We start from the raw sequence: 19,708 nt of genomic DNA, 5'->3' as shown, positions 1-19,708 counted from the left end.
CGATCATGCAATTTTCCGGCAAACTCCCTGCGCTCATGCTCGTGATCGCCATATTGGCCGGTTGCGGCACGCGCGCCCATCCACTTGATGAGCAGATTCGCGCGAGCGGAGAATTCAGCGCGCAAACGACTGCCGACCTGCAACGCGGCCAGAAAATGATTGCCGATGGCGCCGACGAGATTGCTCTCGGCGAGAAAGAGCAGAAGCGCGCGCGCAAGCTGGCAGACAGCGGCGACGATCACGTCGCGGACGGGCGCAGCATGGTCAGCGAAGGCGAGGCGCTGGTCAGCAAGGCGCGGCAGGAATATTGTGCGCGTGTCGCCTATCAGAGCGAGGCCTGCCGCAAGCTCTAGGCGCGCTCTGCGAAAGGACCTCTACCAAGCCATCGGCCGAACCGGATCGGCCAGTCCGAGGGCCTGGCGCCAGGTGCCGTCGGCGAGGCGCGAGACGAGCGAGCCACTGCTTGCCGGGCCGGTTTCGGCGCGCAGCTATGCTCCATAGATGTATGCACAGCGTGTCGGGCTTGATGCGGGGGCGCAGCACGGCGGCGTCCGGCCGAAGGAGCAGGTCGGTTTCGTTCGGTCCGACCGGGTAGAGAATGTGTGGCGGGGTGGCGTGGCCGCTGAGACCGTGTCGGGCGAGATAATGCGTGAGCGCGCGGGGCCCTGCCGTTCCCCACGGCATGTCGGCCAGGCCGAAGCGGCCACCCAGCCGATAGAGCAGCCGGTATTGCAACCGCTTCCGGCTGCGGATCCAGGGTGGTACCCAGCGGCGCGTCTCGAAAACGCCGAGGAGATCCTCGAGCACGGCGGCATTCGCGGGCAGCTTGAGCACCGCGCCGTTGATCGTGGTCTCGTCCTCGCGGCCGAAAAGGTACGGGCGATCCTCGATGGCGCGCAGGCATACGACATCGCTGTCGATCCACAGGCCCCGACCGGCGGCCATCAGCGCGTAGCGAAACCGGTTGGAGACGAGCGAGTAGCTGCCCGTCCTGCGATGCCTGACCAGATGATTTCGCGGCAGGGTCAGTGCGGCGTTGACCAGGCGGACGCAGGGCGGCACCCCCGCCGGCTCGTCGTAGACATGCAGGTCGACCCGGTGACCGGCATCAACGAATGAGGACAGGCAGGCGGCCTCGACCGGACCGAGAGTCGGTCCGATCCATAGCGCATTGCAGACCGGAGGGGTTTTTTCAGATGCTGGCATTGAACTGCTCATCGACCGCCAGCGAAGATCGCAGCGGCCGATCCTTCACCGGGCGAGCTACCTCCGCAGAACCGCCGACAGTACGTCCCGGACGCCGATGGAGCCCATGAAGCGGGAGGCTTCGTCAAACAGCGCCACGGGCGCGGTCTGCGAGCGGTGCATCGCAAGCATGACGGCCTTGAGCGAGGTGCCGGGATTGGCCCAGTAGACCTCGTGCGAATCCTCCGGCAGTTTTTCTATCGGATCGCAGGACACCCAGATTGCCGGCTGGCCGTTGCGTTCGGCGGCGACGACTAGGCCCTTCTCATCGATCTTGAAGCGTGTCGTTTCACGCCGGTCGAGCCACAGCCAGCCGCCTTCGCCGGCGCTTTCGAGGTCGCGCTTGTCGCGCATGACGTTCCAGGCGGTGAGCACCGAGAGCGGATTCACATTGGCGATGAAGTCGCGCACGTAATCATTGGCGGGCTGCAGCACGATGTCTTCGGGCGTGCCGCTCTGCACGATGCGGCCGCCTTCCATGATGGTGATGGTGGTGCCGATCTTCAGCGCCTCCTCGAGATCGTGGCTGACGAAGATGATGGTCTTTTTCAGTTCGTCCTGCAGCTGCAGCAACTCGTCCTGCAGCTTGGTGCGGATCAGCGGGTCGAGCGCCGAGAAGGGCTCGTCCATGAGAAGGATCGGCGCCTCGGTGGCAAAGGCGCGCGCGAGGCCGACGCGCTGCTGCATGCCGCCCGACAGTTCATGGGCGTATTTCTTGGCCCACTGGTCGAGATGCACGAGTTCGAGCTGCTTGGCGACGCGCTCCTTGCGTTCCTTTTCCGGCACGCCGGCAAGTTCAAGGCCGAAGCCGACATTTTCCTCGACCGTGCGCCAGGGCAGCAGACCGAACTGCTGGAACACCATGGCGACGCATTCACGGCGGATCTTGCGCAACTCCTGGGCAGAGCAGGAGGCAACATCGGCCGCCCAGTCGCCGTCATGCACAATGACCTCGCCGCGGGTGACCTTGTTGAGGCCGTTGACAGCACGCAGCAAGGTCGATTTGCCGGAGCCGGACAGGCCCATCAGGACGGAAATCTCGCCCTCCTGAACGGTCAGGTTGGCGCCGGCACAGCCAAGCACATTACCGGTAGCCTCCAGGATCTCGGCGCGGTCCGCGCCCCTGTCGAGCATGGCGACCGCCTTGGTCGTGTCGTCGCCGAACATGATGTCGACGTTCTTGAATTCGACCGCGACGCTCATTTCTTGCCTCCGACGCCGATCCGGGTGGCCCGGTCCAGAATGATCGCCAGAATGACGATGGCCAGCCCCGCCTCAAGACCGAGGTCGATCTTGCGCGAACCCAGTGCGCGGTTGATCTCGGTGCCGAGGCCGCCGGCGCCGATGAGGGCGGCAAAGACCACCATCGAGAGCGACAGCATGATCGACTGGGTGAGGCCCGCCATGATGGTGGGCAGGGCAGAGGGGAGTTCCACCTTCCACAGCAATTGCCGCTTGGTGGCGCCGAAGGCTTCGCCGGCTTCGATGATGGCGGTCGGCACCGAAGTGACGCCGAGGTGGGTGAGCCGGACCGAGGTCGGGATGACGAAGATGATGGTGACGATCAGGCCCGGCGCGTTGCCGAGGCCGAACAGGGTAAGCACCGGGATCAGGTAGACGAAGGTCGGCAGGGTCTGCATCAGGTCGAGGACCGGCAGCAGCACGCGGTAGACCTTCGGCTTGTGCGCGGCCCAGATGCCCATGGGCACACCAATGGCCATCGACATGGCGGCGGCGGCGACGACCAGCACCAGCGTTTCGACGGTCTGCTTCCAGAGGTCCTGATTGATGATGAAGGCCAGGCCCAGAAAGACGCCGAGCGCCAGGGGCTTCGACCGTTGAAGCAGATAGGCGATGCCGGCAATGACCAGTGCGAGCACGACCGGCGGCATCATCAGGAGGATGTCCACCATGCCTTCGAGCAGGAAGTTCAGGCCGTTGGAAAAGGCGCGGAAGAAGGTGTTGAAATTGTCGGTCAGGAACTCGAAGAAGTCCTTGCCCCAGGCGCCAATGGGAATCTTGTAATCGACCAGAAATTCAGAAACCGGATCCATATCGCCCCCTCGCGCGGATTGCCCCATGCACGCTAAAGCGCGTCGCTACGAAACGAATTCATGCGACGCGGCCCAACTCGTGCTCTTTCACGTCGCTAGCCCAAAGCCCCCTACCATTTTTGGGACGACGTCCATTAGCTTATCATTGCATGGCTAAACGGAAAGGGCAGCCGGAACATCTCCCGGCTGCCCTGATCATTCCCGTCTCCGGGTTGGTTGGCCTACATGCCGAGCGCCGACTTGACGGCAGCCGATGCATCGCCGCCATCGAAGGTGGTGACGCCTTCGAGCCAGGGCGTGATGGCGTCGGGGTTGGCCTTCAGCCAGGCTGTGGCGACAGTGTTGGCGTCGCCGCCCTTGAGGATCTCGTCCATCATCTCGTTTTCCATCGACAGGGTGAACTTCAGATTGCCGATGAACTTGCCGGCGTTCGGGCATTCCTCGAGATAGCCCTTGCGCACGTTGGTGTGGACGGTGGCGGCGCCGAAGCCCGAATCGCCCATGCCGTCGAGATAGGTGATCTTCATCTCGCCCATGATCGGATGCGGGGTCCAGCCGAGGAAGGCGATCCACTCATTGTTCTTCATCGACTGCTCGGCCTGCGTGAGCATGCCGGCTTCCGAGGATTCGACGAGATCGAAGCCATCCAGCCCGTTCTCCGGGTCGGCGATCATGTCGAGCATGATGCGGTTGCCGTCATTGCCGGCCTCGATGCCGTACATCTTGCCGTTGAACTTGTCCTTGAACTTGCCGATGTCCTTCAGGCTCTTGACGCCGCCCTCAGCAACATAGGTCGGAACAACGATGCCGTAGCCGGCGCCCTCGAGGTTCTGGCTGATGGTCTCGACCGAGCCCTCGTCGGTGTATTCCTTGATGTCGGCCGTCATCGACGGCATCCAGTTGCCCAAGAAGACGTCGAGGTCGTTGTTCTTCAGCGATGCATAGGTGACAGGCACGGACAGGACCTTGACGTCCGGCTCGTAGCCGAGAGCTTCGAGCAGGACCGAGGCGACACCGGTGGTCGCCTGAATGTCGGTCCAGCCGACGTCCGAGAGCCGGACTTCCTTGCAGCTTTCCGGGTCGGCAGCGAAAGCCACGCCCGACGATAGAAAGGCCGCAAGGCCGAGGCCCGCGGCTAGTGAGTTCATACGCGACATGTGGATTCTCCCATTGAAATTCTTCTGGCCTGGCGGTCCTGTGTTCGCCGTCCGGCCGGATCGCGCAAGCCAAACATCATTTTCCCGCTGTTTCAAGCGTTACGACGGGTCGCTTTGCGGCACAGCCTGACCGCATAGCGACAAAGGCCCGTCCCCGGACTGCCGGCCTCCATGTCCGAAGGCATTCCGGTTTTCGAGCATGCGGCTCGGTTCTTGGCTTTCAATCGCTCCGCCCCGCCCATATATTCCGCTCACCAAAGAAGCCGGGGAGAGCCAAGATGGCGACATTGCAGAACTTCGACGCCGAAATTGCCAAAACCAAAAAGGTCGTCGAGGAGATGCGCTCCAAGATCGACAAGTCCGGTATCGTTCTGGAGCAGTTCGCCAAGTCTGACGAGAAAATCGGCTCGGTCGACTTCGACATCGAGAATGCCCGCATCGAGGACGTGCTGAAGCAGCAGAAGGTGATGGAAGGCAACATTGCCGACCTGATCATCGGGCTTGAGGATGCTACCAACGTGTTCGGCGCCGAGTTCGAGAACATGAAGAGCTTCACCGGCTGGGAGACCTTCATCGGCATCTTCTCGGCGGAATCGAAGCAGCGCATGCGCACCGAGCGGGTGCGCAACATGTCGCTCGCCGGCAACCTGCAGGAACTGCTGGCGAAGTCGGACACGATCGTCGGCATATTGAAGGCGCAGAAGGAGGTGCTCGACCAGCGCTACAAGACCTCCGAAACCAGCCTGTCGCAGGTGATCGAGCGGCGCAAGACGACGATGGCAACGCTGGAAGCCGTGCAGAAGCGGATCGAGGAGCTGAACCCGATGCTGCTCGACGTGGAGAACCGCATCGCCGCCTCGACCAGCCAGAAGGACCGCGCCGACCTCGAGAGCGAACGCTCCAAGCTGGCGACCGAATACAACGAAAAGCAGGCCAAGGAACAGGAGCTGCTGGCCGAGAGCCAGACCCTCGAGCGCTACACCTCGATGTTCCAGACCTTCGTGGATTCGCTGAACAACCAGATCGCCGCGCAGAACACGCTGATCAACAAGCTTACGATCGATACCGAGCAGCGAATCGTGCTGTACAAGGCGCTGGAAGACTCGCTGAAGACCGCCGCCCAGCAGGACGTCGCGCACAAGATCAACACGCTGGGCAGCAAGGTGGACAACACTGCCGAAGAAACCATGGCAGGCATCGGCGCAGCCTCGCAGAAGCACATCGGCGACCTGCTCGAACTGCACGAGAAGAACATGGTGGCCACCGCCGATATCCAGCGCCGCAAAAAGCTGGCCGACGACGCCTTCGCCCGCCGCTTCGAAGAGGTGATGCGCAAGCACAATGCCTCGAACTACGTGCAGCCCTGAGGCCTCGAAGCCTGGGCCGGATCGATCTGAATGACACCCGAGAATGACGCCGCCGCGCGCTATTTCGAGGCGATCTCCGCGGCCCTGCGGGGACTCGAGATCTTCATGCGCGACGACCGTTCGCCGCTCTACCGGCACGGCATCGTGGCGAAGATCGTCGCCGAATACATCGCGCGGCTGGAAATCTCCTTCACCTGCTGGCGTAACCGGCTGGGCTTCATGGACAGTTTCCGGATCTCGCGCGCAGAGAGCGGGTTTCCGGTCTTCCAGAACCTCCTCGAGCTCGAGAACGACCGGCGCACGGCACCGGAGCGTCTCGCCAAGATCCCCAAGGCCGACGAGTTGCGCGCAGAGATGGTCGATTTCATCCTGCGCCACAAGGAATTCCCGACCGCGTTGCGACGGTCAATGGCCGAGCGGCTCTATCTCGAGGACGTAAGCGCCGAGCTCGCCTTCGGGCCGATGACGCTGGCCCAGACGGCGAAGGTCTCGGTCAATCCGAAAACCAGGCGGCCCTTCTATCTCGTCCATTGGGCAAGTTTCGATGGCAGCGCCAACCTGCCGCTGATCTACATGGCGACGGTGGAGGATTCCTCCGAAGCGATGGTGCGCCAGCTGGTCACCGACAGCGGCAAGATGAACGAGAAGGTCGAGATACCGCTGCCGGTCGACGGGTTGCTCAACCCGGAACTCGCCCATCGGTTCGACGATTTCACCGAAAAGAACTCGGCCTACACGCTGTCGCCGGCGACCATCGCGGTCAATCTCGACAAGGATTTTGCCGAGCTGCATCCCAAGCAGGTGCGCCGCATCGTGCTCGGGCCGTTCTATTCGGCCGGCATCACGCAAAACAATTCGACGGTCACCGAGGTGTTGTCGAAAGTACGCAAACCCGAGAGCGCCTGGCTGCTGACCTGGACCATTCAGGAGATGTTCTCCAAGGCCGAGAAGCCAGGCCGCAAGGGACTGTTCTCGAGCGAACAGGCGAGCGAGGAATTCTTCATCAACACGGATGACCTGGAAGCCGCGCGCCAGGGGGTATCGAGCTACGAGAAGCATGCGCTGATACCGCACGAGGCCTACCAGGCGCTCTACGCGGTGGGCGAGGCGCAGAAGATTTTTGCGGACTACAAGGTTCACATCCTGTCGAACGGGCAGGTGATCAGCGATGTTTGAGCACCCGGCGCATATCGTGCCTCGCGACGGAGCAATCTGAGGAAACTCACATGGACACCGGCCTGACCACGATTTCCGAAGCCGACATCGAGAAGCACCGGGCGACCGCGCAGTCGATGATCACGCGCATTGTCGTGCTGGAGGATTCTTCCGGACGGTCGGGAACCGAAATCGCCGGCACCGGCCGCCGTTTCGTGTCGACGGTTTCGACCGGCTCGGTGCGCCGTACCCGCGAGGTTGAACTCGGCAAGACGGTCGCGGCCATTCGGCCCGACGACCAGCTGATGTCGATCCCTCAGCATACGCTGCTCTACCGGGCGCGGCGCGGCATCTCGGTCGCGCTGGCCGTCGCCGCGGTCTTTGCGGAAGGCTCCGACCTGGAAAGCCTTCAGGCGCGCAATGCGCGCGCACCGCTCGAAGGCGAGGATGCCTCGGTTTTCAAGAAGCTTCTGTCGGCGTCGGCCTACATATCGGCGTTCAGCTTCGCATCCTACCTGCTGCAGCTCATCGAGGCGGATGGCGAGGCGCCGAACGACATCGAGGAGCCCGACTTCCTGTTCGACACGCCGCAGGACGCGCTGAAGTCGCTGATTGCCGGGCTGGACAGCGCCCTAGCAGGCGCCAAGAGCGACGCCGAACTTTCGGTCCGGGCAAAGAGCTTCGCACGGACGGCGATCGAGGGACTGCTCTCGCGCAAGGGCCGCTTCGACGGGCTCGGCACCTTCGAGAATGCGCATATCCGCATCGAGTCCGACGATTTCACGCTCGACGGCTTCGACGTCGCGCCCGGCCAGAAGCGCACCAAGCTGGTGATGACCTTCAAGAAGCCAAACGAGATCATCGGAAACCACATCGCCAAGTACCAGGCGATGAAGCTTGCCAAGATGCTGATGGCACATGATTTCGACCGCCAGCTCAACCCGTTCGTGGAGCTCGGCGGCTTTCTCTTCACCTTCATCGGCGACGGCGCACCGGGCACCGGCAAGACGATCCTGATCCAGATGCTCGCCGGGCTGATCAACGACTACTGTCAGGTCGCAGGCTACCCGTTCCACTACGAGAATTTCGGCGTCGACCAGATCTCGTCCTACCAGGGCAAGTCGGGCCAGAACTGCAAGCAGTTCGTCACCAACGTCATCAATCCGCGCGCCATCGGCTTCGGCACGATCGATGACATAGACCAGGTCGCCGCCAAGCGCTCGGACGACCGCGCCTCGGCCGGCCAGCAGGAGGTAACCGGCGTTCTGATGGAAAGCTTTGCCGGCGCCACCACCGTGGTGCGCGGCAACTGTTCCTTCGGCATGTTCTCGAACTACCCCGAAAACGTCGACGACGCACTGCGCCAGCGCGCCGGCGCCCGGTGGCTGGTCGACGGCCCGCAGACGCGCGACGACTATATCGACATCTTCGTGCTGCTCGCCGGCAAGAACCACAAGATCCCGCTCGGCGACCATGAACTTTTCGAGGCGCAGGTCATCCAGAAGGCTGTCACGGCTGCCTACGAGGAACACTCCAAGCCGCAGGAAGAGGGGCTGAAGAAGGTCTATGACCGCTATCTCGACGAATTCGGCGAGCCCAAGACGATGTCGGACATCGGCGCCTACCTGCACCTGATCAAGGAGGCCGAACCGCGCTTTACCGGCCGCGCGATCAAGAACGTCACCGATGCGATCAAGATGCGTGCCATGGACATCGAACTTCCGGACGAGTGGTTCGAGAAGCCCGAAACCTTCATGCACAAGGGCTACGACGACAAGAAGGCGATGATCGAGGAACTGCGCGGCCCGTTCTCGATGGCCATGGTGATGCAGGAGATCAACCGCTACGCGGATTCGGAATTCCGCTACTCGGACCGTTCCGACGACGTGGCGGTCTCCAACCTTCTGCGCGACGCGCGGCTGCGTGAACGCGCCGTCCGCGAGATGGAAACGATGAAGGCCAAGGGGCAGTGGAATGCGTGACGCTGCCCTGATCCCTTGCCGGCGCATATGGCAGGATGGCTGAGCCAATCATGGACCTGCTGCGCGACAACGAACTGATCTACGGCCGGCTGCTGACGGTCGACCAGCCGCATCTGATCGAACGCTACAACAAGGCGATGGTGGCGTTCGGGCTGCAGCCGACGAAGCTCGACAGCTTCGAGATCGATCGTACCGGGTTCTCGCCGCAGATCGCTGAGGAACTCGGAGATCTCCTGTATCTCGACCCCTACGAAATCAACCGCCGCTTCATCATCCTGACGCCGGCGCAGGCCGACCTGCCGGTGGTGCACACGGCATTCTCCAACACCTCGCAACTGGTCTACGAGTTCTTCGTGAAGAACGCGCGCGCCATCAATGCGCTGACGATCAAGGATGTCATTTACGGCGAGATCGAGGATTCGGTCGCGCGGGTCGAAGATATCGAGGACCTGCTGTCGATCAACCAGGTCGAGTTTCGCGTGCTGTCGGCGGAAGACGTGCTGGGCAAGGCCGCCGAACTCGGCAAGCTGACCGACAGGCTGGAGCAGGAGCCGGACGCCTGGCGCGACGACGCGATGCTGAACCGCATGGTGGAACTGGCCAAGGTCTGCGGCGACATCCGCGAGAATGCCCTGGTCCCCGATCAGGTGATCTTCCGGCACAACGCTTTCTGGACGAGCCATTTCGGCGGGGTGTACGTCTTCGTCGACCCCGACATGACGACGGTGATCAGCGACCCGGCGGCGCCGGGCTTTCGCCGGTCTCGGCCATGGCAGGTGAGCTATCTGTCGATCCATGACGCCGACCGGGTGTTCGGCTTTCTCGCGTCGACAGGGCGCATCGAGCTGCCGCGCGGATCGTGGATCGAGACCTCGAACTATCTCGAGCACCGCGCCGAAATGGCGATCCGCTCACTGATCGGCAGGACCGAGCCCAAGCGCGACCTGACCGAGGTCGACAAGGTCTGGCTGCAGGCCTGGATTCTCAACCATGCCGAACTGATCAACAAGGACGGCATCTTTCCGTTTCTGAATGCCGCCAAGCGCGAGATCGCGCAGCTCGGGCAGCTGAAGATCGATGAGGTGTTTCCGCAGCACCGCTTCCTCGTGGTGCGCGCGAGGCCGGACCATCCGGACGCCTGGCTGACCAACCGGCTGATTTCCGATTTCGTGCCGAGCGACTTCGTCTCGCGCTATATCTTCAACAAGCAGGGCTTCTACGCGGACTACAAGGGCTTTCCGGAACCCTGGCGGCGCCATGTTGTGGACACGCTGAAAAGTACATATCTCAAGGACAAGGCGGGTCTTCGCGCGCGTCTCTACGGGCTAGTCGACTAGGGGGTGACAGAATGCTTGATCCGATCGTGAACTTCTTCACCCGGATTTTCCAGTGGATCGGACGCGGCATCGGCTTCGTCGTGGGTATCATCCTGTGGCCATTCCTGTGGGCCGGGCGCTGGTACACGCAGCGCGGCTGGATCCTCAAGTCGATCCTCGGTCTTGCCCTAGTGGTACTGGTCGGCCTCTATGCCTACTTCTTCTGGGTCACCCAGCGCTGGACCAATTTCAACCCGGATTATGTCGTTGCCTACGACCTCTCCGGCCGCGCGACCTCGGCCGGAGAGGAAGCTCCCCCGGTCGCCGGCGCGGCTGCCACGGCCGGCGCAGCCAAGACCTGCACGCGCTCGGCCATCACCGACGTCACCGCGGACCTGATCGACTTCAACGTCAACCAGAATGCCTGGGTGCCGTCGATGATCCTCTCCAAGGCGGGCTTCTTCGGCGTGCCGTGGCGCCACACGCCCTTCTTTGACAACAAGGCGGCCTTCCAGCTCGGCGTCAACCAGGCGATCCGGCGCACCGCCATCGAATTGGTCGACACGCTCGGCCGCGTGCGCGGCACATCGCAGATCGACCAGGACCTGCAGGATGCGCGCGGTGCCGTCACCTTCGACGAAGAGACCTGGTATTTCGGCATCAGCCCGTTCGGCCCGAAGACGCCGACGCCCAGCTTCTATCGCTCGGCCATCGGCAATCTGCGCGCCTTCAACCAGCGGCTGGAGGCCTGCAACGCCACTTTCGACGCGCGCGCCGACAATCTGGTCACATTCCTCGATCGTATCGCCAGCGACATCGGCTCGACCTCCGACATGCTCAGGATCCGTTCCGAGGAATACAATTCCGGCTGGTTCGACACGCGGGCCGACGACCGCTTCTGGTTCGCCTACGGCCAGCTCTACGCCTATTACGGCATCATCCATGCCTCGCGCGCGGACTTCCAGGAAGTGATTGCGACGCGCGGCCTGACGCCGTTGTGGAATCGCAGCGAGGAACGCCTGCGCGCCGCCCTCAACATCATGCCTTTCATCATTTCGAACGGAAATGAATCGGGCTGGATCATGCCCGCGCATCTGGCGACAATGGGCTTTTATGTTCTGGGCGCGCGCGCCAATCTCGTCGAACTGCGCTCGGTTCTCGACCGGTAGGACGGTCAGTCAGGAGATTCGGCCCGCCGGCTACTGACATCTGTCATCGAAACGAATTGTGTAGACGCGCTGCACATAGGAACCCGGGTTCCGTGGAGCCTCTACCAGTATCGTGGCGAAGGTCGCGCCCCTTGGGTCGAGCCAGAACACGACCGGATCCGAACTGTCGTTGCCTGCTGTGGGTGTGAAGCGGATCAGACGGGCGCTAATGGCGCCGGTCTTTGCGCTTGAATAGGCCCGCAGCATCGTACCGTAGAGGTGTCGGTCGGCCCAACTGCTCTCCTGATCGGGCGTTGGTTTCATGTGCCATCGCCCTATCGCCTTCTCCAGCTTGGCAAGGTTTTCGTCTTTCATGCCTTCATAGGGACTGTGCAGCGCGATAAAGGCCTCGTCGTTCAGTGGTATCTGGAATGAATCACGCTCGAACTCCTCGCTTGCCAGCTTGTTGTTCGCGTCGAACCAGTTGCTGTTGCGGTGCAGATGGATGCCGGCATAGCCGGCCGGAGGCGGGGCATCGGGTTCGAAAGAATAGAGAATCCTGACCGAGAAATAGCCGGTTTTGCCGACCTGATCCTCGCTGCTGTGGTTGATGAGAAACCACTGCGGACCCTTGGCGGGGACCGAAGTGCAATTCTCCCCGGAGAGATCGAAAACAATGCGCGAGCGGCGCGCAGCCGATCTGGTGGCCACGCGACTTATCCAGGCAAGCGAGCCGAATGCGGTGTCGGCGTAAAAGCCAGCACGGGCCCTGCGTTGCGCATCGGCTGAATTCGGGACCATCAAGACGGAGAGCACCGTGCCGATGAGAAACGCATTGCGAAGGGTTCTCATGGCTTCGGATTCTTCAAGATGAGTGGAATGATGAGGGTCACTAGGACGAGAATCCCGGATGCGAGAAACAGCTTGTTTTGCATGAAATCGAAGCGGTCTACAGAGATGCTGAGCGCCCATGCCGGAAAGGCAACCAGACTGACGAAGCCGATCTGGGCAGCACTCTTCACTTGCTCCAGCGCACGGAGGTACACGATGGATATCAATACCAGCGCAACGAAAAATCCGATCACATAGATGAGGTAGTCATCGTCCAGTGGTATCATCGCGTTGATCGCCAGAAACGCTGCGCTCACCTCCGCCGGAATGAGCTTTTTGACGCGTTCCGCATAGGTATCCGCGGGTTTAACTTCCCTTTCCATCATCGCCCTCGCCAAACCAAAGGTTGCCGTAAAGGAAGGTTGCAACTTCAACTCAGGTTTGTAAATGGCAAAAATACACCAAATACGTGTAGATTGTTTTGGGTGGGTCGCATTTCGCGCATTCGGCGGCTGTTTTGAGACGGCGCGGCGGGCCTTGCTCTGGCTTGTTTGCGACGCGCGTCCGTCCCGGATAAAACCGAGCCGCAAGCCAATGGTCAGCACGTCGAATTTTCTTTACAGGAAACAATGTTGCATGTTGGTTGACCTTGACGCCATGAGAAGGTTACATCGTGCATCGGGTGCGCGCCGGCCTGGCGCCGCCTGAACCAGACAATCCACCGATCGTCCCAACCGTCCAGACCGAGGAACAAGCCGTTATGGCCGAAGTGAAATCCGACATCGAGATCGCGCGCGCCGCCAACAAGAAGCCAATCATGGAAGTTGGCGAAAAGCTCGGCATCCCGCACGAACAGCTTTTGCCCTACGGCCACGACAAGGCGAAGGTCTCGGCTGAATACATCCAGTCCGTGAAGGGCAACAAGGACGGCAAGCTGATCCTCGTCACCGCCATCAACCCGACGCCTGCCGGCGAAGGCAAGACGACCACGACCGTGGGTCTCGGCGACGGGCTGAACCGCATTGGCAAGAAGGCCATGGTGTGCATTCGCGAAGCCTCGCTCGGGCCGAACTTCGGCATGAAGGGCGGCGCTGCGGGCGGCGGTTATGCGCAGGTCGTTCCGATGGACGACATGAACCTGCACTTCACCGGCGATTTTCACGCCATCACCACGGCGCACAACCTGCTGTCGGCCCTGATCGACAACCACATCTATTGGGGCAACGAACTCGGCATCGACAGCCGCCGCGTCGTCTGGCGCCGCGTCATGGACATGAACGATCGCGCGCTGCGCCAGATCAACGTGTCGCTTGGCGGTGTCGCCAACGGTTTTCCGCGCGAAGCCGGCTTTGACATCACGGTCGCCTCGGAAGTCATGGCGATCCTGTGCCTGGCGCTTGACCTCAAGGATCTGGAAAAGCGCCTCGGCGACATCATCGTGGCCTATCGCCGCGACAAGACGCCGATCTATGCCCGCGACCTGAAGGCCGATGGCGCCATGACCGTGCTGCTCAAGGACGCGATGCAGCCAAACCTCGTGCAGACGCTGGAGAACAACCCGGCCTTCGTGCATGGCGGCCCGTTCGCCAATATCGCGCATGGCTGCAACTCGGTGGTCGCCACCACCACGGCGCTGAAGATCGCCGACTACGTCGTCACCGAAGCTGGTTTCGGCGCTGACCTGGGTGCCGAAAAGTTCTTCGATATCAAGTGCCGGAAGGCGGGCCTGAAGCCGGCGGCAGCGGTCATCGTCGCCACCGTGCGCGCCATGAAGATGAATGGCGGCGTCAAGAAGGAAGACCTCGGCGCTGAGAATGTCGAGGCGGTGAAGAAGGGCTGCGCCAATCTCGGCCGTCACATCGAGAATGTGAAGCAGTTCGGCGTGCCGGTGGTGGTTGCGATCAACCACTTCACCACCGACACCGAAGTCGAGATCCAGGCGATGAAGGATTTCGTCGCCTCGCAGGGATCCGAGGCAATTCTTTGCAAGCATTGGGCCAAGGGTTCGGCCGGTATCGAGGACCTTGCCCGAAAGGTGGTCGAGATCGCGGAATCCGGTTCGGCGCAGTTCTCGCCGCTCTATCCCGACGACATGCCGCTGTTCGAGAAGATCAACACGGTCGTGCAGCGCATCTATCGCGGCTCGGAAGCGATTGCCGACAAGTCTGTGCGCGACCAGCTGCATGCCTGGGAGAAGGCCGGCTACGGCAACCTTCCGGTCTGCATGGCCAAGACGCAGTATTCCTTCTCGACCGATCCGAACCTGCGCGGCGCGCCGACCGGCCACACGGTCCCGGTGCGCGAGGTCAGGCTGTCGGCAGGCGCCGGCTTCGTGGTCGCCATCTGCGGCGAGATCATGACCATGCCCGGGCTGCCGCGCGTGCCGTCTTCCGAGAAGATCATGCTCAACGCGAAGGGCGAGATCGAGGGCCTGTTCTAGGCTTCACCGTCTCCCAGTTCAGCTTTTTCAGGGCCGCCTTGCCATGCAGGGCGGCCCTGAGCTTTTCGGGAACAGGATAGCTAGCTGCCGACCGGCCGTATGCGTGCCGGATTGCCGACGACCGTCGCGCCGGCGGGCACATCGCGGGTGACGACGGAGCCGGCGCCGACGATGGCGCCGTCGGCGATGGTGACGCCGCCCAGGATGATGGCGCTGCCGCCGATCCAGACATTGTGCCCGATGTGCACGGGGCGGGCGATCTCCAGCCCGGCGGCGCGCTCGGCCGCGTCCTTGTGGTGCTCTGCGCAATAGATCTGAACATTTGGACCGAGCAGCGTCTGGTCGCCGATGAAGACCGGCGCGGTGTCGAGGATCGTGCAGCCGGCATTGAGGATTGTGTTGCGGCCGAGCGCGATGTTGAAGCCGTAGGCGCAATGGAAGGGCGCCTCGATGCGCGCGCCGGTCCCGGCATCGCCGAGCAGGTCGCGCAGCGAGGGCGCCATGTCGCCCCGCGCATCGGGATGCATCTGGTTGTGCTCGAAGACGGCGCGCCGCGCGAGGACGCGCATGCCCTCCAGTTCGTCGTCGATGCAGGTGTACCACTCACCCGCCTTCATCCTGTCGCGCTCGCTCACCGGTCAGACCTCCTGCAGAGGCCGATGTCAGCATGGGAAGCGCGCCGTCGCAATCCCATGGCCCGACTGGGTTCAGGTGCGTGCGAGGCGGACCCTTGCGTCGTCAGCCTTGCCTGGCCTTGCCGTCGGGCAGGGCGCGTGCAGCCAGGAACATCATCGTATAGGCGGCCTTGCGGCGGTCCCATCCACAGGATTCAGCCATGTCCAGAACGCGTTCCAGCACCGGTCCGAGTGCGGCGCGCAGCTGCACCTCGTAGGCCATGTCGGTGACCGGCACACTGGGTGCGGGAATGTTTTCCAGTCCTTCCATTTCCCCTCCGATCCTTGGGTACGTGAAAAAAGGCGCCCGCTTGCGCGGGCGCCCTTTCATCAGAAGTCCATGCCGCCGCCGGGCATTGCCGGCATCGGAGCTTCCTTCTTCGGCTTCTCGGCCACCATCGCCTCGGTGGTGACCAGCAGGCCAGCCACCGATGCGGCATCCTGCAGCGCCGTGCGCACGACCTTGGCGGGGTCGATGACGCCCTGCTTGTAGAGGTCGCCGAACTCGTTCAGCTGGGCATTCCAGCCGAAGCCGAAATCCGGTTTCTCGCGCAGCTTGCCGACGATGATCGAACCCTCGGCCCCGGCATTCTCGGCGATCTGGCGAACCGGCGCCTCGATGGCGCGGCGTACGATGTCGATACCGGTCTTCTGGTCCGCATTGTCGGCCTGCAGGCTGTCGAGTGCGCTAGCCGCCCGCATCAGGGCAACGCCACCGCCGGGCAGCACGCCTTCCTCGACCGCCGCGCGGGTGGCGTGCAGCGCATCGTCGACGCGGTCCTTGCGCTCCTTGACCTCGACCTCGGTCGAGCCGCCGACGCGAATGACGGCGACGCCGCCGGCGAGCTTGGCCAGCCGCTCCTGCAGCTTCTCGCGGTCATAGTCGGAGGTCGTCTCCTCGATCTGGGCGCGGATCTGCGTGACGCGGCCGTTGATCTCGTTCTTCGAACCGGCGCCATCGACGATGGTGGTGTTCTCCTTCTCGATGACGACCTTCTTGGCGCGGCCAAGCATCTGCAGCGTGACGTTCTCGAGCTTGATGCCGAGGTCTTCGGAGACGGCGGTGCCACCGGTCAGGATGGCGATGTCCTCCAGCATTGCCTTGCGGCGATCGCCGAAGCCCGGTGCCTTGACGGCGGCAACCTTGAGGCCGCCGCGCAGCTTGTTGACGACGAGCGTGGCGAGTGCCTCGCCCTCGACGTCCTCGGCGATGATCAGCAGGGGCTTGCCGGACTGGACGACCGACTCCAGGACCGGAAGCAGCGCCTGGAGGTTGGACAGCTTCTTCTCGTGGATCAGCACGTAGGGCTCTTCGAGCTCGACGCGCATCTTGTCCTGGTTGGTGACGAAGTAGGGCGACAGGTAGCCGCGGTCGAACTGCATGCCCTCGACCACTTCGAGTTCGGTCTCGGCGGTCTTTGCCTCCTCAACAGTTATGACGCCCTCGTTGCCGACCTTCTCCATGGCCTCGGCCAGGAAGCGGCCGATCTCGGCATCGCCATTGGCCGAGATGGTGCCGACCTGGACGATCTCGTCGTTGCGGGTGACCTTGCGGGCCTTGGACTTCAGCTCGGCGACCACGGCGTCCACGGCCTTGTCGATGCCGCGCTTCAGGTCCATCGGGTTCATGCCCGAGGCAACCGCCTTGGCGCCTTCGCGCACGATCGCCTGGGCGAGCACGGTTGCGGTGGTGGTGCCATCGCCGGCCAGGTCATTGGTCTTGGAGGCGACCTCGCGCACCATCTGGGCGCCCATGTTCTCGAACTTGTCCTCGAGCTCGATCTCCTTGGCGACAGTCACGCCGTCCTTGGTGATGCGCGGCGCGCCGAACGACTTGTCGATGACCACGTTGCGGCCCTTGGGGCCGAGCGTCACCTTGACGGCGTTGGCCAGAATGTCGACGCCGCGCAGCATGCGCTCGCGCGCGTCGGTATGAAATTTCACTTCCTTTGCAGCCATTGGAACACTCCTTCTAAGGCAGCTTCTCTAAACAGCCCGGGTCGCCTATCAGGCGGCCTTCTTCATGCCGGCGACGTTCTCGATGATGCCCATCACGTCGCTTTCCTTCATGATCAGCAGGTCCTCGCCATCGAGCCGGATCTCCGTGCCCGACCATTTGCCGAACAGGATGCGGTCGCCGACCTTCACGTCGAGCGGGTCCAGCTGCCCGGACTCGTTGCGCGCGCCGGGGCCGACGGCGAGAACCTCGCCCTCCTGCGGCTTTTCCTTTGCGGTGTCGGGGATGATGATGCCGCCAGCCGTCTTTTCGTCGGCTTCGATGCGGCGGACCAGGATACGGTCGTGCAATGGACGGAACGCCATGTCGTTCTCCTTCAAGGACAAACAGATTGTTGAGGTTCCTCCGCACCGAACCGGCAGTATCGGCCGATGCGGGGTGCGCGACCCGGTTTTCCGGCATCGCGCGCAATCGAGCTAATAGCGGAATTTTGCCGTTTCAAGAGGTGCCCGAGCAAAAATTTTCAGGCCCTCCGCGCGGCAAAACCGATCGCGATTCCAGCGCCTGGAAGTCGCGCCTTCCGGCTTCTAGAGCTGCAGACGGCGGGCTCCGGGTCCCTTGCCGGCAAGGCGGTCCTGAGGGTTGCGCAGCGGGCACTTGTCGATCGACATGCAGCCGCAGCCGATGCAGTCGGCAAGACCGTCGCGCAGCTTCTTCAACTGGGAGATGCGGCGGTCGAGCTGCTTCGCCCAGCCCGCGGACATCTCGCTCCAGTCCTCGCGACTCGGCGTGCGTCCATCCGGCAGGGCCGACAGTGCCTCGGCGATCTCGGCCAGCGGAATGCCGACATCCTGCGCGACGCGGATGATGGCGATGCGTCGAAGCACGTCACGCGCGTAGCGGCGCTGGTTGCCGGCCGTGCGGTGGCTCTCGATCAGGCCGCGCCGCTCGTAGAAATGCAGCGCGGAAACGGCCACGCCGCTGCGACGCGCCACTTCGCCAACCGTCAGTTCCTTGAGCATGACATTCCCGCTTGACCTCAACTTTGGTTGAGGTTGTAGCAAGAGACACTCGACTGTGCAAAGCGGAGGATTTTGGATGCCCGAGGATGCCGAAAGAGCCGGATCGGCCGGCAATGCAGTACCGAACTGGCCAGCCGACCTGACCGGGTCAGCCGACCTGGCGCAGCGCCTCGCCGGCGGCCATGGCAGCCGACAGCGCCACGTTGAGGCTGCGGCCTCCGCCCTTCATCGGGATCAAGAGGCTGGCGTCTGCCAACTCGTGCACGCGATCCGGCACGCCGGCCGATTCCCGGCCGAACAAAAGGATGTCGCCGTCCTCGTAGGTGAAATCGCAATAGGGCAGGGTGGCGCGGGTCGAAAACAGAAGCAACCGACGCCCGCCTTCCCGCCGCCATGCCTCGAAGCTGTCGAAGTCGACATGCCGGGTCAGCGCCGCCATTTCCAAGTAGTCCATGCCGGCGCGCCTGAGGTTGCGGTCCGAGAGGTCGAAGCCCGCCGGCTCCACGATGTCGACAGCCAGACCGAGGCAGGCGGCCATGCGCAGGATGGTGCCGGTGTTGCCGGCAATGTCGGGCTGATAGAGTGCGACGCGGATGCCGGACTTGACGTTCATCGGTCTTCCATCTGTGGCAGAGACGCAACAGCTGCGACGGAACGTCGCAAATCGCGTTTCTGGCCAGTAGCCAATTCACGCTGTCGGGTCTATAGGACGCGCCGTGTCAACTCGAACCGATGGAGGGGTCAATGGAATTCATGATGACTATTGATATTCACCGCCCCACCCGTGGGCTTACTGCCTGACGGCGGCTTCGGTTCGACGCATCCTCTGACATCCTAGAGCATCCTCGTCTCGATTTCCGCCGGAACATTTTTTCGTTCCCGAAGGAATCAAGCCATGTTGCGCCTCTTTTCGCGCGGGCGACGCGCCCCGCATGACTACCCATCCGTACCACCCTCAAGCGCGGTACGCCTGCACCGCGCCAAGTTCGATGCCTGGCACATAGCCATTGGCGCGAACCGCCACCCGGCCGACCGGTCCGATCGGCAAAGACGCCAGCATCGCGGCATGCTGGACGACCTGCCGATGCCGGAAACGCCCGAACTCGCGCCGCTGCCGACCATCGGCATCTTCGTCGAGATGGTCGGTCGGCTGCTCGGATTCTTTCCGGCAGGGGCCGCCGGCAGCGCAGCCTTGGCAGGAGAATCCGAAACGCCTGTCGGCGAATTCGCCTCGGTGACCTACATTGGCAACAGTGACGCGGAAGAATCGCGTGTGCCCATGCGGGTCGGCGAGAACCAACGCAATTCGAAGTCCCGCGCTGCCTGAGGCAGCGCGGGGATCACGTCACGGATAAAGAGA

The 19,708-nt window shown here is 62.7% G+C and carries 20 protein-coding genes; 9 read left to right on the top strand and 11 right to left on the bottom strand.

The features are described from left to right. Window positions 1–5: 5 nt before the first annotated feature. Window positions 6–353: a hypothetical protein gene (locus tag ACT2BZ_RS00695; RefSeq protein WP_457938550.1), complete on the top strand. Its 348-nt coding sequence runs from the start codon at window positions 6–8 to the stop codon at window positions 351–353. A 292-nt stretch (window positions 354–645) separates the two neighbouring features. Further along, window positions 646–1,119 carry a hypothetical protein gene (locus ACT2BZ_RS00690; RefSeq protein ID WP_457938549.1) on the top strand — a complete coding sequence of 158 codons (474 nt, stop codon included), beginning with the start codon at window positions 646–648 and terminating at the stop codon, window positions 1,117–1,119. Between the two features lie 144 nt (window positions 1,120–1,263). On the opposite strand, the gene choV is transcribed toward ACT2BZ_RS00690, so the two are convergent. From choV to choX, 3 genes are all read right to left on the bottom strand, one after another. Further along, window positions 1,264–2,448: a choline ABC transporter ATP-binding protein gene (gene choV, locus ACT2BZ_RS00685; protein WP_457938547.1), complete on the bottom strand. Its 1,185-nt coding sequence runs from the start codon at window positions 2,446–2,448 to the stop codon at window positions 1,264–1,266. Then, complete coding sequence (gene choW, locus ACT2BZ_RS00680; protein WP_457938545.1) at window positions 2,445–3,299, bottom strand: choline ABC transporter permease subunit; 855 nt, start codon at window positions 3,297–3,299, stop codon at window positions 2,445–2,447. Before choW ends, choV begins: the two co-directional genes overlap by 4 nt. Before the next feature lie 221 nt (window positions 3,300–3,520). Beyond that, the gene (gene choX, locus ACT2BZ_RS00675) at window positions 3,521–4,456 is read right to left on the bottom strand and encodes a choline ABC transporter substrate-binding protein (protein ID WP_457938544.1); all 936 of its coding nucleotides are present in this window, start codon (window positions 4,454–4,456) and stop codon (window positions 3,521–3,523) included. Between the two features lie 278 nt (window positions 4,457–4,734). Between choX and ACT2BZ_RS00670 the strand changes: the two genes are divergently transcribed. From ACT2BZ_RS00670 to ACT2BZ_RS00650, 5 genes are read left to right on the top strand one after another with little or no spacing between them, the layout of a single operon-like run. Continuing rightward, complete coding sequence (locus tag ACT2BZ_RS00670; protein ID WP_457938543.1) at window positions 4,735–5,823, top strand: hypothetical protein; 1,089 nt, start codon at window positions 4,735–4,737, stop codon at window positions 5,821–5,823. A 30-nt stretch (window positions 5,824–5,853) separates the two neighbouring features. Next, window positions 5,854–6,999 (top strand): hypothetical protein, encoded by a 1,146-nt coding sequence (locus ACT2BZ_RS00665; RefSeq protein ID WP_457938542.1) that lies wholly within the window; start codon window positions 5,854–5,856, stop codon window positions 6,997–6,999. Window positions 7,000–7,049: 50 nt separating this feature from the next. Further along, window positions 7,050–8,960, top strand: a complete 1,911-nt coding sequence (locus ACT2BZ_RS00660; protein ID WP_457938541.1) for an AAA family ATPase — start codon at window positions 7,050–7,052, stop codon at window positions 8,958–8,960. 50 nt (window positions 8,961–9,010) lie between these two features. Further along, window positions 9,011–10,297, top strand: a complete 1,287-nt coding sequence (locus ACT2BZ_RS00655) for a DUF6638 family protein (RefSeq protein WP_457941433.1) — start codon at window positions 9,011–9,013, stop codon at window positions 10,295–10,297. A gap of 11 nt (window positions 10,298–10,308) precedes the next feature. Next, a complete protein-coding gene (locus ACT2BZ_RS00650; protein ID WP_457938540.1) occupies window positions 10,309–11,445 on the top strand; it encodes a DUF2333 family protein in 1,137 nt (378 codons plus the stop codon). Between the two features lie 30 nt (window positions 11,446–11,475). On the opposite strand, the gene ACT2BZ_RS00645 is transcribed toward ACT2BZ_RS00650, so the two are convergent. Further along, the gene (locus tag ACT2BZ_RS00645; RefSeq protein WP_457938538.1) at window positions 11,476–12,276 is read right to left on the bottom strand and encodes a hypothetical protein; all 801 of its coding nucleotides are present in this window, start codon (window positions 12,274–12,276) and stop codon (window positions 11,476–11,478) included. Next, window positions 12,273–12,860, bottom strand: coding sequence for a hypothetical protein (locus ACT2BZ_RS00640; protein ID WP_457938537.1), 588 nt, complete (start codon window positions 12,858–12,860; stop codon window positions 12,273–12,275). Before ACT2BZ_RS00640 ends, ACT2BZ_RS00645 begins: the two co-directional genes overlap by 4 nt. Before the next feature lie 155 nt (window positions 12,861–13,015). Between ACT2BZ_RS00640 and ACT2BZ_RS00635 the strand changes: the two genes are divergently transcribed. Next, the gene (locus tag ACT2BZ_RS00635) at window positions 13,016–14,695 is read left to right on the top strand and encodes a formate--tetrahydrofolate ligase (RefSeq protein WP_457938536.1); all 1,680 of its coding nucleotides are present in this window, start codon (window positions 13,016–13,018) and stop codon (window positions 14,693–14,695) included. A gap of 80 nt (window positions 14,696–14,775) precedes the next feature. Here the strand turns inward: ACT2BZ_RS00635 and ACT2BZ_RS00630 are convergent, their stop codons facing one another. The 6 genes from ACT2BZ_RS00630 to ACT2BZ_RS00605 all read right to left on the bottom strand — a co-directional run bounded on the left by ACT2BZ_RS00630 (window position 14,776) and on the right by ACT2BZ_RS00605 (window position 18,961). Then, the gene (locus ACT2BZ_RS00630; protein WP_457941432.1) at window positions 14,776–15,312 is read right to left on the bottom strand and encodes a sugar O-acetyltransferase; all 537 of its coding nucleotides are present in this window, start codon (window positions 15,310–15,312) and stop codon (window positions 14,776–14,778) included. A 121-nt stretch (window positions 15,313–15,433) separates the two neighbouring features. Then, window positions 15,434–15,640, bottom strand: coding sequence for a hypothetical protein (locus tag ACT2BZ_RS00625; RefSeq protein WP_457938534.1), 207 nt, complete (start codon window positions 15,638–15,640; stop codon window positions 15,434–15,436). Between the two features lie 59 nt (window positions 15,641–15,699). Further along, entirely contained in the window at window positions 15,700–17,328 is a 1,629-nt protein-coding gene (gene groL / locus ACT2BZ_RS00620; RefSeq protein WP_457938532.1) for a chaperonin GroEL, read from the bottom strand. Window positions 17,329–17,376: 48 nt separating this feature from the next. After that, window positions 17,377–17,691, bottom strand: a complete 315-nt coding sequence (locus ACT2BZ_RS00615; protein WP_457938531.1) for a co-chaperone GroES — start codon at window positions 17,689–17,691, stop codon at window positions 17,377–17,379. A 222-nt stretch (window positions 17,692–17,913) separates the two neighbouring features. After that, window positions 17,914–18,348, bottom strand: a complete 435-nt coding sequence (soxR, locus tag ACT2BZ_RS00610; RefSeq protein WP_457938529.1) for a redox-sensitive transcriptional activator SoxR — start codon at window positions 18,346–18,348, stop codon at window positions 17,914–17,916. Window positions 18,349–18,496: 148 nt separating this feature from the next. Further along, on the bottom strand, window positions 18,497–18,961 hold the full coding sequence (locus ACT2BZ_RS00605) for a tRNA (cytidine(34)-2'-O)-methyltransferase (RefSeq protein WP_457938527.1): 465 nt from the start codon (window positions 18,959–18,961) through the stop codon (window positions 18,497–18,499). Between the two features lie 453 nt (window positions 18,962–19,414). Here ACT2BZ_RS00605 and ACT2BZ_RS00600 point away from each other — a divergent pair, with 453 nt between their 5' ends. Beyond that, the gene (locus ACT2BZ_RS00600; protein WP_457938525.1) at window positions 19,415–19,675 is read left to right on the top strand and encodes a hypothetical protein; all 261 of its coding nucleotides are present in this window, start codon (window positions 19,415–19,417) and stop codon (window positions 19,673–19,675) included. Window positions 19,676–19,708: the final 33 nt, after the last annotated feature.

This window comes from Mesorhizobium sp. 10J20-29 (genome assembly GCF_054130485.1).
Note: the sequence above shows the minus strand (reverse complement) of the source record. Positions and strands in the feature narration are given on the sequence as shown.